The organism is Pseudomonas tensinigenes, from assembly GCF_014268445.2.
GTDB classification, from domain to species: Bacteria; Pseudomonadota; Gammaproteobacteria; order Pseudomonadales; family Pseudomonadaceae; genus Aquipseudomonas; species Aquipseudomonas tensinigenes.
Map to the genome: position 1 here is coordinate 3,169,240 of NZ_CP077089.1, position 12,740 is coordinate 3,181,979.

Annotated in this window: 13 protein-coding genes; 2 read left to right on the forward strand and 11 right to left on the reverse strand. The window is 59.3% G+C overall.

Going from position 1 to position 12,740, the window contains the following annotated elements; translation table 11 throughout:
- Positions 1–109: 109 nt before the first annotated feature.
- From HU718_RS13965 to HU718_RS13985, 5 genes are all read right to left on the reverse strand, one after another.
- Positions 110–358, reverse strand: a complete 249-nt coding sequence (locus tag HU718_RS13965; protein WP_016984966.1) for a hypothetical protein — start codon at positions 356–358, stop codon at positions 110–112.
- 13 nt (positions 359–371) lie between these two features.
- Positions 372–1,574, reverse strand: coding sequence for an NAD(P)/FAD-dependent oxidoreductase (locus HU718_RS13970; RefSeq protein ID WP_186616352.1), 1,203 nt, complete (start codon positions 1,572–1,574; stop codon positions 372–374).
- A 229-nt stretch (positions 1,575–1,803) separates the two neighbouring features.
- The gene (locus tag HU718_RS13975; RefSeq protein WP_026000593.1) at positions 1,804–2,178 is read right to left on the reverse strand and encodes a response regulator transcription factor; all 375 of its coding nucleotides are present in this window, start codon (positions 2,176–2,178) and stop codon (positions 1,804–1,806) included.
- Between the two features lie 157 nt (positions 2,179–2,335).
- The gene (locus HU718_RS13980; protein WP_016984969.1) at positions 2,336–3,355 is read right to left on the reverse strand and encodes a GlxA family transcriptional regulator; all 1,020 of its coding nucleotides are present in this window, start codon (positions 3,353–3,355) and stop codon (positions 2,336–2,338) included.
- 182 nt (positions 3,356–3,537) lie between these two features.
- Positions 3,538–3,927, reverse strand: coding sequence for a hypothetical protein (locus HU718_RS13985; protein ID WP_224795120.1), 390 nt, complete (start codon positions 3,925–3,927; stop codon positions 3,538–3,540).
- A 427-nt stretch (positions 3,928–4,354) separates the two neighbouring features.
- On the opposite strand from HU718_RS13985, the gene HU718_RS13990 reads away from it, so the two are divergent.
- Positions 4,355–5,323, forward strand: a complete 969-nt coding sequence (locus HU718_RS13990; RefSeq protein ID WP_186616353.1) for an MBL fold metallo-hydrolase — start codon at positions 4,355–4,357, stop codon at positions 5,321–5,323.
- A gap of 216 nt (positions 5,324–5,539) precedes the next feature.
- On the opposite strand, the gene HU718_RS13995 is transcribed toward HU718_RS13990, so the two are convergent.
- From HU718_RS13995 to HU718_RS14020, 6 genes are all read right to left on the reverse strand, one after another.
- Entirely contained in the window at positions 5,540–5,947 is a 408-nt protein-coding gene (locus HU718_RS13995; protein WP_225936857.1) for a response regulator transcription factor, read from the reverse strand.
- Positions 5,940–6,461 (reverse strand): hypothetical protein, encoded by a 522-nt coding sequence (locus HU718_RS14000; protein ID WP_186616354.1) that lies wholly within the window; start codon positions 6,459–6,461, stop codon positions 5,940–5,942. Before HU718_RS14000 ends, HU718_RS13995 begins: the two co-directional genes overlap by 8 nt.
- A gap of 155 nt (positions 6,462–6,616) precedes the next feature.
- Positions 6,617–7,309, reverse strand: a complete 693-nt coding sequence (locus tag HU718_RS14005; protein ID WP_180697927.1) for an AraC family transcriptional regulator — start codon at positions 7,307–7,309, stop codon at positions 6,617–6,619.
- A gap of 42 nt (positions 7,310–7,351) precedes the next feature.
- Complete coding sequence (locus HU718_RS14010; RefSeq protein ID WP_150730110.1) at positions 7,352–8,806, reverse strand: sensor histidine kinase; 1,455 nt, start codon at positions 8,804–8,806, stop codon at positions 7,352–7,354.
- 363 nt (positions 8,807–9,169) lie between these two features.
- Entirely contained in the window at positions 9,170–9,820 is a 651-nt protein-coding gene (locus HU718_RS14015) for a response regulator transcription factor (protein ID WP_016984976.1), read from the reverse strand.
- Positions 9,821–9,847: 27 nt separating this feature from the next.
- Entirely contained in the window at positions 9,848–11,335 is a 1,488-nt protein-coding gene (locus HU718_RS14020) for a PAS domain-containing sensor histidine kinase (protein WP_186616355.1), read from the reverse strand.
- A gap of 383 nt (positions 11,336–11,718) precedes the next feature.
- Between HU718_RS14020 and HU718_RS14025 the strand changes: the two genes are divergently transcribed.
- The gene (locus HU718_RS14025; RefSeq protein ID WP_186616356.1) at positions 11,719–12,693 is read left to right on the forward strand and encodes a LysR family transcriptional regulator; all 975 of its coding nucleotides are present in this window, start codon (positions 11,719–11,721) and stop codon (positions 12,691–12,693) included.
- The last annotated feature ends 47 nt before the right edge of the window (positions 12,694–12,740 follow it).

Consider the following 12,740-nt stretch of genomic DNA (forward strand, 5'->3'; position numbering starts at 1 on the left):
ATCGGCCGGGGCGCAAAAAAAACGCCCGCCAAAACAATCAATGGCGGGCGTTTGGGAAGTGCCGGCGCAGCAAGGAGAGCGCTGCCCCGGTCAGGGACTTGATTTCAGATCAGGCAGCGCGCCCGTTTTGCTCAAGGCGCAGGCGATTGAACCCCACCAGGCGCATGACGTAACCGAGTTTGATTGCCGTGGGCCCGAGTATCGTCAACGCATGGGCGGCCACCAGTTCAGGCAACGTCAGGTGCGCGTCAATGCCGTAAGCCAGGATGACCCCGACGACGAGCATGATCAGCCCGCCGAGCAGCAAAGCGAGTGACAGCTTCAGCACCCGATAGGTACTTTCGAAAAAGCTGAACATCGTCCGACGCGGCTCAAGCCACTGGGATCAACGGATCGGCAGCCGCCAGTGCCGTCGCCCGATCCGCTGCCGGTGGGTAGATCCACACGGTATTGATCTGCGTCTTGAGCTCTTTGGCCTCCTGCCCGACCAGTTTCAACTGACGGTCCCAGCCTTCGGTGTAGACCGCGCCCCAGGCTCCCAGATCAAGGCAGGTCACATACTTGGGCTGGCTGTAGGTCATCGGTTCGACGCCCAGCAGATCCGCGGCGACGTTGTTGCCGGCATACCGACCCAGACAAATAGCGTGTTGGCAGGACATGGCAGCGAAGTTACCGACGGTATCGGTAGCGGCGTACGCGACATCGCCGGCGGCAAAAACATCGGTGTGGCCGAGCACTTTCAGGTGGCCGTCGACATGCAGGCGGCCTTGCGGATCGCGGGTGCCGGCCACCTGTTCAGTGAGCGCACTGGCGCGGAAACCAACGGTCCAGATGACCGTGCTCGCCTCGATGCGCTGTCCATCGGCCAGGGTGACACCACCGGCATCGACGGCGGCGACGGAAGCGTCAAGCACCCATTCGACGCCCAGTTCTCTGGACGCTTCGACGATGGAAGGTCGAATGCCATCACCCAGCGACGCGGCGATCTGCGGGCCCCGATCCACTACGATTACGCGGATATCGGCGTCGTTGCCCAGTGCAGCACGCAAGCGGGCCGGTAGTTCGGTCGCGGTTTCGATACCGGTGAAACCACCGCCAGCCACCACCACGGTGTTGCGAGCAGCGCTCGGCGGCAGGCTCTTCAACGACTTGATATGGGCTTCGAGGCGAGCGGCCTCTTCAATCCCATCGACGTCGAAAGCATGCTCGATAATGCCTTCCAGCGCCGGACGGATAACGCGGCTGCCAGCAGCCAGCACCAGGCGATCGTAGCTCAGCGTGCCCTGCGCGCCGGCGGCGTCGGTGTAGGTGACGCGTTTGCTGTCGGTGTCGATGTTGTCAGCGCTGCCTTTGACGAATGTCACCCCGACGGCCTCGAACAGTTCGCCCAGGGGGGCCTTCATGGTATGGACATCCGGCTCGTAAAAACGCGGGCGGATACGCAGTTCCGCCTGCGGAGCGAGGAGGGTGATCTGCACATCGTTACGATCATGCTGGTCCAGCAGGCGGGCTGCGCTCAAGGCACTCCAGACGCCACCAAACCCTGCGCCAATAACCAGAATATGCTGTTTCATCGGATGACTCCTGAAGAAAAATGGATCATTTAACGGGCAGTCTGTTCAGGCGTGACCGTTTCCAGGTCACGCGATGTGCAGGCTGCAATCAACGACCGCCGTGCGCGTGCCGGTTTGATTCGCTGGAGGAAATGCTATCGGGTCAACGTTGGCGAAACACTTCTACATAGGGTCAGCGCCGCCATGCCTAGGTGTGAGGCGGACATACCCAGGTATATAGGGAGGACGGTCAGGCGGGGCGATTGAGGATGGCGTCGATGCAGGCCAGGAGTTCGCTGCAAGGGAATGGCTTGGGAAACCAGGCCACGGGTTCGGCGGACTTTGCGCTCAGGCGAGGTGGGCAGCCCTGGTAACCGGTGATGAAAATGATCGGCACACGAATGCCTCTGGCACAGAGTTGATCGTACATTTGAATGCCCGACAGACCGGGCATCTGTATATCTGAAATGAGGCAGCGTGTGTGTTGCGCTGCACTCGAGGACAGAAATGCCTCGGCGCTGGCGTACAACTGCACGGTGTACCCGTTGGACCGCAACAGACTGTCGAGCGCCATGCGTACGGACTCATCATCGTCGACAACCGAAACAACAGCAGTGTGGGCCATTTCTATACCAGGACGATCTCGGGTAGCCCAGCAAGGACGCCCGCCATTTGCGCAAGATACGCCGCTCGATCAAGCGGCGTACTTATACGTGCGTATAGAAATCGCATTGAACTTTCGCGGTTCTGCAGGGTAGCGCGTGGCGCAGATCACACGGCTGTCAGCGTGAAAACCGGCTGCGGTATTCGCGCGGCGTAATCGAGAGGTGACGGTGGAAGGTATAGCGCATGCGCTCCTCGTCGCCGAAGCCGCATAACTGTGCGATCTGATCGATGTTGCGCTCAGAGTCCTCGAGCAGCCGCCGTGCGGCTTCCAGGCGAAACAGCTCCAGCGCTTTCGCAGGCGTACGCCCCAGCTTGTTTTTGTAGACGCGGGCAAAGTTGCGGGTGCTCATCTGCGCCTGGCGCGCCAGTGACTCGACTGTCAGACGAGGGTCGCTGAGGTTATCGCTGATCCATAGATGCAAAGCGTCAAAGCTGCCTCGGTCGTCAGTTTGCGCTTGCAGCAACTGGCTGAATTGCGCTTGCCCTCCTGGGCGCTTGAGAAACACCACCAGTTCCCGTGCGACTTCCAGTGCGACGTCGCGACCGCAATCGGCTTCGACCAGTGCCAGTGCCATGTCGATGCCGGTGCTCACGCCCGCCGAGGTCCAGAGCGTACCTTGCTGGATGAAAATCGCATCAAGGTCGACATCGATGCCGGGGAAACCATGCTTGAGCAGGTCGCACATCGCCCAGTGCGTGGTCGCGCGCAAACCTTCAAGCAGTCCGGCCTGGGCCAGCAGAAAGGTGCCGCTGCATACCGATGCGGTGCGTCCGGCCTTGACCGACGCCTCGCGCAGCCAGTTCACCAGGGCGACTTCGTCAATCAGCGCCTGACGAATGTCGGGCGCGCCGGGCACGATCAGGGTGTCGATTGCCAATCCATCGAAAGTGGCCAGGGATGTGGTGTGCACCGACAGCCCCTCGGCCGTGGCGATCAGTCCACCTGCAAGGCTTGCCGTGTGTATGTCGTAGCCAGGCAGGCCGCGGACGGCCATGGCTTTGGACGCGGCCCAAAATACGGTTTGCGCACCGGTCAGGTCCAGCAGACCCATGTGTGGGTACGCGAGAAACACCAATGTGCGCGGTTGAACGCGCAGATTGCTGATGTGGTGAGTCTCGGGAAGAATCGAGTTCATGATTGCATTGAGGCCCGGTACGAATGATTGAGGTATTGGCAGCCATCCGTTTTGGCCGTAATCCACGGTTATAAGTCATAAGCCTTTCGCGCGCCAGCCGGCATGTGTTGGCGGGCGAAACGCTCTTCTCACTGAATGACGGGGGGCCCGAGTATCAGCGAGAAGGGCGCAGACATGGCGGGTCAGCGACAGGCCAGGCAGAAACTGGCGACCGCGCCGGCGCCATAGGTTGCGCTGTTGTCTGCCACGCGATTTTCGATCAAACGATCCGAGCCGCCTTCGGCGATTTGATTCTGCTGCAGGCGATCGGAGCCGTCGGCGGCGACTTGACGTTCTCGCAGACGCTCGGCGCCGTCGGCGGCAAGTTGACGTTCTTTCAAACGCTCAGCACCGCCTTCAGCGACATGCTGATCCCTGGCCTTGTGGCGCGTGTGTTGCAACAACGGCGCAGATGCATCCCGGTCACCCCCGGCGCGACCGCCACTGCGAACTTCAGTGGCATATATCGTTGATGACAGACAGCTGACGGTGCTCATCAATGCCATGCTCAGAAACAGATTGGGTAGTTTCATTGTTTGATCCACTCATTAATTATGGAAGTTTGCACAACAGCATCAATTTTAATGAAGTGGTGAATTTCGGCACTTATGCAATGGGTTGTCCGGGCGCGCCGATTGGTATTAAAGACTCATTCCTGGGTATATCTGCCGTTTACCGATAAAGGACGTTTATTCAACGACGTTTCAGTCGTGGCGGGCCGTCGTGGCAACCACAACAGTGAATACGTTTTAACCGGCAGGTTGGCACTTATACATTGGTATGGCTCACCGTTGCCGCAACGTCGGTGGCACTCACGCAATACGGTTCTTTCCCTATACCCGCGTATGGTTTTTGGCGCCGTGGTCGCCATGCACACTCCTTCTCAAGGAGCGCTGTATCGCTCTCGCCAACAGGGCATTCGCCCAAAAGGGTTTTTGAATCAGTAACAGGAGCGCGACCATGTCAACGTATCTGAACCACTCTGCGGCGTATCAGCAAGACTTTGCACCGCAAACTTCCTCCGGCCAGACCATCACGTCGACCTTCGGCGGCGTGCAGGAACTGGTTCCTTCGCGTTACGCGCTGCGGGTCGGCGACATTGATGTGGTCGTGATCAGCGATGGCGTGCTGCCTCTGCCGACATCGACCATGTCTACCAACGCCGACCCGGCCGCGCGCGCCGCCTGGTTCAAGGACATGTATCTGGGGCCGGATGCATTTGACTGGGCCTTGAACGTGCTGGTGATTCGCAGCGGCGAACAGATCATTCTTGTCGATGCCGGGCTGGGCGGGCAGTTTCCCGGTTTCCCGCGTGCCGGGCAATTGCCCAAGCGCCTGCAAGCCGCTGGCATTGATCTTGGCGCGGTGACGGACATAGTGATCACCCACATGCACATGGACCACGTCGGCGGATTGCTGGTCGACGAAGTGAAGAACCAGCTGCGTCCGGACGTACGCGTGCATGTTTCGGCAATCGAGGTGGCGTTCTGGGAAACGCCGGATTTCACCCAGACCGTCATGCCGACACCCGTGCCGGATGTACTGCGCGCGACCGCCAATCAGTTTATCGAGGCTTACCGCGGTAACGTCCGTACATTTGATGACGAATATCAGGTGGCGCCCGGTGTGGTGGTGAAACTCACCGGTGGTCATACACCGGGACATAGCGTCGTTTACGTGAACTCCGGCGGGGAGCGCCTGACCTTTGCCGGCGATGCATTGTTTCCGGTGGCGTTCGAACATCCTGACTGGCACAACGGCTTTGAGCACGATCCCGACGAGTCGGTCCGCGTCCGGGTTCGCCTGATGCGGGAGGCGGCGGCAAGCGGCGAATGGTTCGTCGCCACCCACTTGCCGTTCCCTTCGGTCGGTCGCGTGGCCGTCGACGGTGAGGCGTTCCGCTGGATTGCGGCGTTCTGGGATTACTGATGAGCCAACCGGGTAACGGTAAGGCTCTGTAGACACTGTGGCACGCTGCGATCGTTGATCTTGTTTCAAATGACAAGATCCAAAGATCGCAGCGTGCCGTTTTTTTTGCAGGATTAAACATTCAATGGTCGCGACTAAACCCTGAGAGCTTGCCAGCGAACCAACATCGACGCTGGCTGAGGCGACGCCAACGCAAGCAGGCTGGCAGTTTCGCCATCAACGCCCGCGCTTCAACGCCCGCTCAATACAGGCCAAAAGCGCCTGAGTGTCGAATGGTTTGGAAAAGTAACCTTCCGGTTTCCTGACCCTGGCACTGAACTGCGGGGGCAGGCCAGGCTTTCCCGTGATGAACAGGGTCGGAATATGAGCATTCTTCGCCGCCAGTGCCTCGTACAGTTCGACTCCGCACATGCCGGGCATCTGGATGTCGGAAATCAGGCAATCGGTGTGCTCGCAGTCACCCGCATCAAGAAACGCCAATGCACTGCTGTAAGTCTTTACGGTATAGCCGTATGCGCGCAATAGACTGTCCAGAGAAACAAGCATACGTTCATCGTCATCGACGACTGCAATTACTGCGGATTTGAACATGGCAGACCTTGCGTCTTTACCCTGGTTATTCATGGGGCAAGTTGTTCTTGATCAGGGAAAGAAACTGCGCGTTGCGCCGAGTGCATTCTTCGAAGAGCCTTTTACTGGCAGGGTCTTTATTGGCGATCGCACACTCGCGAAACTCGCGCAGCATTGCGTCCGCGACCTGTAGCCGGCGCACACCTCGACAGATGTCGGCCAGGCAGTCGGCGAAACACTGGGTCTCGGTGGCCCCGCTCAGGCTGTAAAGCCCCTCGGCTTGCGTGTAACCACCCAGGTCAGCGATACCGGTGACGAGGAACCGGGTGTAGTTGGCATTGGCGCGAGCGAGTCTGCAAAACATTTGCTGGACTGGCCGGAAACTGACGTTATGCAGTTTTTTCTCAATGCATTCGAGCTGCGCCTGAATGCTCACCGTTGTGCGCAGTGTCTGCGTAAGGGCGTCGATAACATCAATACGCGCGGCGGTGGACAAGGATATATGCGCGCCATAACGGCTGATGCGCAGCGGATGACTGATCCGGTATAGCGTTTGCGGTGCGTTCATGACAACCGTCTCAGGCTGGCGCGTCAGCGCGGTAAGTGACTTGTTGGTGCGTGGTAAACAGCTTAAGGCGACGTGTTGCCGTTAACACTTCTACCTTGAGACGGCGGGCTAGCACGTGGGGTCAGGCGCCTCATACCGGGGTATGAGGCGTGGCGTCAGTCGGTTGCATATTGCGATTGCAACAACGGACTCCATTGTTCCTGATTGTCCGGGCGCCGGTAGTAAACCACCATGCGCCGGGCGACCTGCATGGCCACATCACGACCGTTATCGGCCTCGACCAGCGCCAGCGCCAGGTCGATTCCGGCACTGACACCAGCGGAAGTCCACACCGGAGCCTGCTCGACGAAAATCGCTTCGCGGTCAAGTTCGACCCGCGGAAACATCTGCTCGAACAGGTCTGCCATCAGCCAATGCGTCGCGACTCGCAAGCCGTCGAGCAAGCCGGCGCGAGCCAGAAAAAAGGCGCCGCTGCACACGGAGGTGGTACGCCAGGCCTTGCCGAAGGCGACACGCAGCCAGTCCACCAGTGGCGCGCTGTCCATCAGTGCCTGGCGAATGTGCGGCGAGCCGGGAACGATCAGTGTATTGATCGGCTCATCAAGCAGATCGTCCAGACGCAAGGTCTGGACGACAAGACCTTCACCCGTGCGGACCGGGCCACCGTGCAGGCTGGCCGTGTGCAGCACATATCCGGGTAATCCGAGGTCGGCCAGGCAGCGGGTCGCCGCCCAGAAAACCGTCTGGGCACCGGTCAGGTCCAGCAGGCCCATTTGCCCATAGGCAACAAAAATGATGGTGCGAGGATCGGCGCATTTTGCGCGGTGAGCGTTTTCTGGATTAGGCACTGCCGAAGCTCCTTAACGCCGCATGGCGAGGGTGGATAACATTCATTTTTCGAGCCTGAGCGAGTTCAGCGCAATCGCAAACATGAACTGCGTGCCGAGCCCCTCGTTACTGTTGACCCAGATGCGACCACCGTGAAATTCAATGATCGAACGGCAGATCGACAGGCCCATGCCCAGCCCGGTGGGTTTGGTGGTGAAGAACGGATCGAACAGTGAAGGCAGAATGTCCTCGGCAATACCGATACCGGAGTCGGCGATTTCGAGCACGGCTTCGTCTTGTTGTACCGAAGTGTGAATGCGGAGCACGCGCGCCCGGTCATGAACATTGGCCATGGCCTGGCAGGCATTGATGATCAGATTGATGATGACTTGCTGCAGTTGCACCCGGTCTCCTTTTATCAACGCGTCCGGGGCGCCGAGCTGCGCGTGCGTGCGGACGTCGTGCAGCGCAATGTCGTGCTGCATGAGCGTCAAGGCATCGGTGACGATGTCGTCGAAGATTTCGACTTTGCGCTGCACTTCGCTCTGGCGCGACAGCGCCCTGATACAAGTGATGACATCGGACACTCGGGCGGAGTTTTGTATGACCCGGTCCAGGGATCGTCGCGCTTCTTCCAGGTTGGGCACGGGGCGATTGATCCAGCGTTTGCAGGATTCGCCACTGGTGATGACTGCTGCCAGCGGCTGGTTGATTTCATGGGCAATGGAGGCGGCCAGTTCGCCCATTGAAGTCAACCGCGTGACGTGGGCGAGGGTTGCCTGAGAATGAAACAGCGCTTCTTCGGCCTGTCTGGACTGTGTGACATCCATCAACGCGCCGGCGTACTCGGTCCGTGTGCCGTGCTTGAACAGCGGGCTGGCGATCATTTGTACATATTTGGTCCGGCCATCCGGCATGACCAGTCGATGTTCGACTTCGATCAGGCTTTTCTGACGCCTGGCCTGTTCCACGACACTGTCGACAATGGGCAGATCATCGGGATGCGTCCGCGCCTGAATCAGCGCCAGCGTGGGCACGACGTGCGGCGGGTACTCGAAAATCCGTGAAGACTCTTGCGACCACGTTACCGTCACTTCGTCATGGATGATGAAACCGACGCTTCCGGTATGACTGAGTTGTTGCGCGCCCAGAAAGAACGCCTCTTTGCGCTTAAGCGTTTCGGTTGCACGCTTGCTGCGCAGGGCCAGCAAACTGATGGTGGTCAGCGCAATCAGACAACGGATGAAGGCGGCGATCAGCTTGTAATCACGATAGCCTTCGTCAGCGATGAAACTGGCGGTGAGGATCGTTACGCAACCGAGGGCAACGGCGAGAAAGACCGGCACCGAGAAGATGCTCGCCGACATGAAAACCAGGGTGATGTAGAACAACGTCGGTGCGACGTCCAGTTCCAGATACGCGTTGGTAATGAAGATCATGCTGCCGACGGCGATGGCCGCCAGCCAGGCGAGGGCGTCTGAACAAAAAAACTGTGCGCGACGTTTGATGATAGACATTTTTTATTCCGGGTTTTTGCTATCGGACGGCACGCGCAAGATCATCGCTGATGCCGGGCAAACTCTTTGACAGACGAAAAATGACGAGGGAAGAAAGGTGTTTTCGATGACGGGTTGCTGGCCGCCCCAACCACGGGTTTGCCATGAAAAAAGATGGTATTGCAACGGCCTGGGCAGGGCACCGCTACATTGGGTCATTGCCGCCATGACTAGGTATGACGCGGATATACCCAGGTATTAATGGCAGGGCGCCAGACGGCGCAGGGGATGACGCAAAGGGCTGTCGCGCAGAATTTTCAGCGCCTTTTGACGCGCTGTCAGTGAGAAGCACGATGTGGGGAACACACCGTGCGGGTTGTGCGATCAGCGGTTTGCCGGCTGGGCGGCAATGGCCTCGGACATGCGCACCAGATCGGCAAAGGAGCGCGCACCCATCTTGCGCATGGCCTGGCCGCGGTGAATTTTCACGGTGATTTCACTGAGGCCGATTTCCCCGGCGATCTGCTTGTTCATCAAGCCAGAGGCCGCCAGCGCCATGACCGTCTGCTCGCGAGCCGTCAGCGTAGCGTGACGTGCCCGTAATTCATCGGCGTGTCGGCCCGACTCACGACGCTGTTTGTCCCGGGTGTGAGCGGCGCACACGGCATCGATCAAGTCTTGCTCGCGAAACGGCTTGGTCAGGAAGTCCACTGCACCGGCTTTCATGGCGCGCACCGTCATGGCGATATCCCCGTGCCCGGTGATGAACACAATCGGCACGCTGATGCCGGCGATCGCCAGTTCGTTCTGAAAGTCCAGACCGCTGCTGCCTTGCAGGCGCACATCAAGAACCAGGCAACTGACGGTATCCGGGCGCTGATGGTGCATGAACTGGGCGACCGATCCGAACAACTCGACCTGCAGACCGATGGAGCGCAGCAGGCTGCCGAGGGATTCGCGCAGGGCTTGATCGTCGTCGACAATGTAGACCACGGGGTCGCCTGGATTTTTGTTCGGCACGGGATGATGGTTCATTGCTTTTTCCCAAAAGGTTTGACTGTGTCAGATCGCCGAGGCGTAACCGGGGTCGTTAACGGCCAACAGCGGCAACGCAAACATGAATGAGCTACCCTGACCGACCGTGCTGCTCGCCCAGATTCGCCCCTGATGGGCGTCGAGTATCGAGCGGCAGATGCTCAAGCCCATCCCCAGACCGTGCTCCTTGGTCGTAAAGAACGGTGTGAACAACTGTTCCAGTAAAGTGGCGCAGATACCCGGGCCTTGATCGGCCACTTCCAGCAGCGCCTCGCGGTCACTCACCGAGGTGCGCAGCAACAGCGTCCGAGGCGCGGCGTTCACCGTGCTCATCGCCTGGCAGGCGTTGATGATCAGGTTGATGATCACCTGCTGTAATTGCACGCGGTCGGCGCTGATCTGACCGTCGAAAACCGTCAGCTCGATTTTAGCGCTGATCCCGTGATCGGCCAGTTCATGCCTGACCAAAGGCAGGGTCTCGTTGACAATGTCGTTAAGTGACTCGGTGCGCCGCAGCGGAGCGGATTTTTGTGACAGCGCCCTGACCCGGGCCGTGATCTCGCTGCCCCGATCGGCGCTGGCGATGATCCGCTCCAGCGCCTGGCGCGCTTCCGGCAGATCGGGTTGCGGGCGGCTGAGCCAGTTGCGGCAAGCTTCACCACTGCTGGTAATCGCTGCCAGTGGTTGATTGACTTCGTGGGCGATGGACGCCGCCAATTCGCCCAGAGCGGTCACTCGGCTGACATGTGCGAGTTGCATCTGTGCCTGGCTCAGCGCGGCCTCAGCGTGTTCGATGGCGGTCACGTCCATCAGCGCCCCAAGGTATTCGAAGCGATCAGGGCGGGTGCAGAGCGGCGTCGCGATCATGTGCAAATGCCTGACGCGCCCATCCGGCATCAACAAGCGATACCTGACTTCGATCATTGCGTCATGGCACGACGCTTTCTGCAAAGCGTTCAGCACCAGCGGTACGTCCTCCGGGTGGGTGCGAGCGAGGATCATGTCCACGGTGGGCGGCGTGTCTGACGGATACTCGAAGATCCTTGCCGACTGTTGCGACCAGCCGATGCGGGTGAGGTCTGCGCGAAAACCGAAGCAGCCGGTCTGGCTCAGGCGCTGTGCGCCGCTCATATAAACTTCTTTGTGGCGCAGGTGATCGGCCACCTGTTTGCCGCGCAAGGCCAGCAGCGCGATCGCTGCGAACACCGCCAGTTCGCGTAGCCAGTGTGCCGTCGATTCCCGCTGCTCGAATCCGCCCTGAAAGACAAACATCACCGTCAGCGCCAACATGCTCAGCAGTACCGTGTAGATCACCCCGACGATCGTCAGCAAGTTGGCGGTCAACAGCAGCAACGCAAGGTAAAGCGCAGTGGAGGCGAAATCGACATCGACTTGATTGGCGAGGAACATCCCGCCTGCCACCAGCACCGCCATAAACCCGATCAACAGGTTTTCCAGCGGCTTGAGAGAGGCATCGAGCAGACGCGTCAGCCTTGGGTTCGAGTTAAACGGCATCTGACTGCAATTTCCTTTGGCGCAGAATTCGCGCGGCGCGTATTTGCAGAGGGTATGGACGGATGTCGATCATGCGCGCTCTGGTTTGTTGTAGGGGGCGGGAGCAGAGAATCGGTTCAGTATCGTAGTTGGCCGGGCGCTGCATCGGCTAGGACAAAAAACCCGGAAAAACCGCCATCCCGGGTTTCCCTGTTCTGCCTGCCATCATCTGCAAGTTGTTTATTTCACGGGCTTTTTTTATCTGGTTCATACAGAGGTATCAAAGCCTGCACCTAACGCATGATGGTGCTGTCCCGATGTACCACAGACGTCCGGCGAGCGCCGCCGTAACCTGAGCGTGCTCTCTGTCGATCTCAATGGCCGCATGCCGGGTGGTGAACTCCATGAACAGAAATGATCTGCGTCGCATCGACATTCATCTGCTGGTGGTGTTCGAGACAATGATGCATGAGCGCAATGTCAGCCGCGTCGGTGAAAAACTGTTTCTCGGTCAGCCGAGCATCAGCGCCGCGTTGGGCCGCTTGCGCCATTTGTTCGATGACCCGTTGTTCGTGCGTGCTGGCAGATTGATGGAGCCCACGGCGCGGGCGGAAGAAATTTTCGCCAATCTGACGCCGGCACTGGATGGAATTGCTGCGGCGTTGAACCGATGCCAATCGTTCGAACCCTGCACCAGTGACGCGACGTTTCAGGTCGGTCTGTCCGATGATGTCGAATACGCGTTGCTGCCCCGATTGTTGCGGCATCTGCGTGCCGAGGCGCCGAACATCACGTTGATCGTGCTGCGCGTCGACCAGCAACAGATGTCACAGCGGCTGTTCAACGGCGAAATTTCGCTGGGCATCAGCCACACACTTGATTTGCCAGCCAGCGCGCGCCGCAAGGTGCTGCGCCCGATCCGGCCAATGCTCCTGCGCACGGATGATCGTCCCGGCGAATTGGGCCTGGATGAATTCTGCCAACGTCCGCACGCCGTTGTGTCTTGCATGGGCAACGCCACCGATCAGACCGATCATGCCCTGAGTCGTCTGGATCGGCGCCGCAAAGTGGTGTTGGCGGTGCCGCAGTTCAGTGCGCTGCCCAGACTGTTGGCGCACAGCGAGATGCTGGCTATCGTCCCGGATTATGTCGCTAGGGCGATGGTCTCGGTGGAGGGCGTCAGAGCCGAACCCGTGCCGCTGCCACTGCCGGTGCAGGAGCTTACGATGGTCTGGCGTGCCGCGGCGCACAACGATGCCGGGCAACGCTGGCTGCGTTCGCGGTGCCAGGCGTTCCTCGGAGTGCCTATTGAATTGCAGGTGGTGCCAAAATCTTCAACGCCCTCGCGCATCGGTTCGACGTTATTGGCGGCGTGGTAGGCTGACGTCGGGCCAAATCATCGTCGAGCCAATAAAAAGCTCCGATT

What these genes read in the sequence shown, in the direction of transcription:
- HU718_RS13965 (WP_016984966.1), bottom strand. Translation starts at nt 358, where the DNA reads ATGTTCAGCTTTTTCGAAAGTACCTATCGGGTGCTGAAGCTGTCACTC.
- HU718_RS13970 (WP_186616352.1), bottom strand. Translation starts at nt 1,574, where the DNA reads ATGAAACAGCATATTCTGGTTATTGGCGCAGGGTTTGGTGGCGTCTGG.
- HU718_RS13975 (WP_026000593.1), bottom strand. Translation starts at nt 2,178, where the DNA reads ATGGCCCACACTGCTGTTGTTTCGGTTGTCGACGATGATGAGTCCGTA.
- HU718_RS13980 (WP_016984969.1), bottom strand. Translation starts at nt 3,355, where the DNA reads ATGAACTCGATTCTTCCCGAGACTCACCACATCAGCAATCTGCGCGTT.
- HU718_RS13985 (WP_224795120.1), bottom strand. Translation starts at nt 3,927, where the DNA reads ATGAAACTACCCAATCTGTTTCTGAGCATGGCATTGATGAGCACCGTC.
- HU718_RS13990 (WP_186616353.1), top strand. Translation starts at nt 4,355, where the DNA reads ATGTCAACGTATCTGAACCACTCTGCGGCGTATCAGCAAGACTTTGCA.
- HU718_RS13995 (WP_225936857.1), bottom strand. Translation starts at nt 5,947, where the DNA reads ATGAATAACCAGGGTAAAGACGCAAGGTCTGCCATGTTCAAATCCGCA.
- HU718_RS14000 (WP_186616354.1), bottom strand. Translation starts at nt 6,461, where the DNA reads ATGAACGCACCGCAAACGCTATACCGGATCAGTCATCCGCTGCGCATC.
- HU718_RS14010 (WP_150730110.1), bottom strand. Translation starts at nt 8,806, where the DNA reads ATGTCTATCATCAAACGTCGCGCACAGTTTTTTTGTTCAGACGCCCTC.
- HU718_RS14015 (WP_016984976.1), bottom strand. Translation starts at nt 9,820, where the DNA reads ATGAACCATCATCCCGTGCCGAACAAAAATCCAGGCGACCCCGTGGTC.
- HU718_RS14020 (WP_186616355.1), bottom strand. Translation starts at nt 11,335, where the DNA reads ATGCCGTTTAACTCGAACCCAAGGCTGACGCGTCTGCTCGATGCCTCT.
- HU718_RS14025 (WP_186616356.1), top strand. Translation starts at nt 11,719, where the DNA reads ATGAACAGAAATGATCTGCGTCGCATCGACATTCATCTGCTGGTGGTG.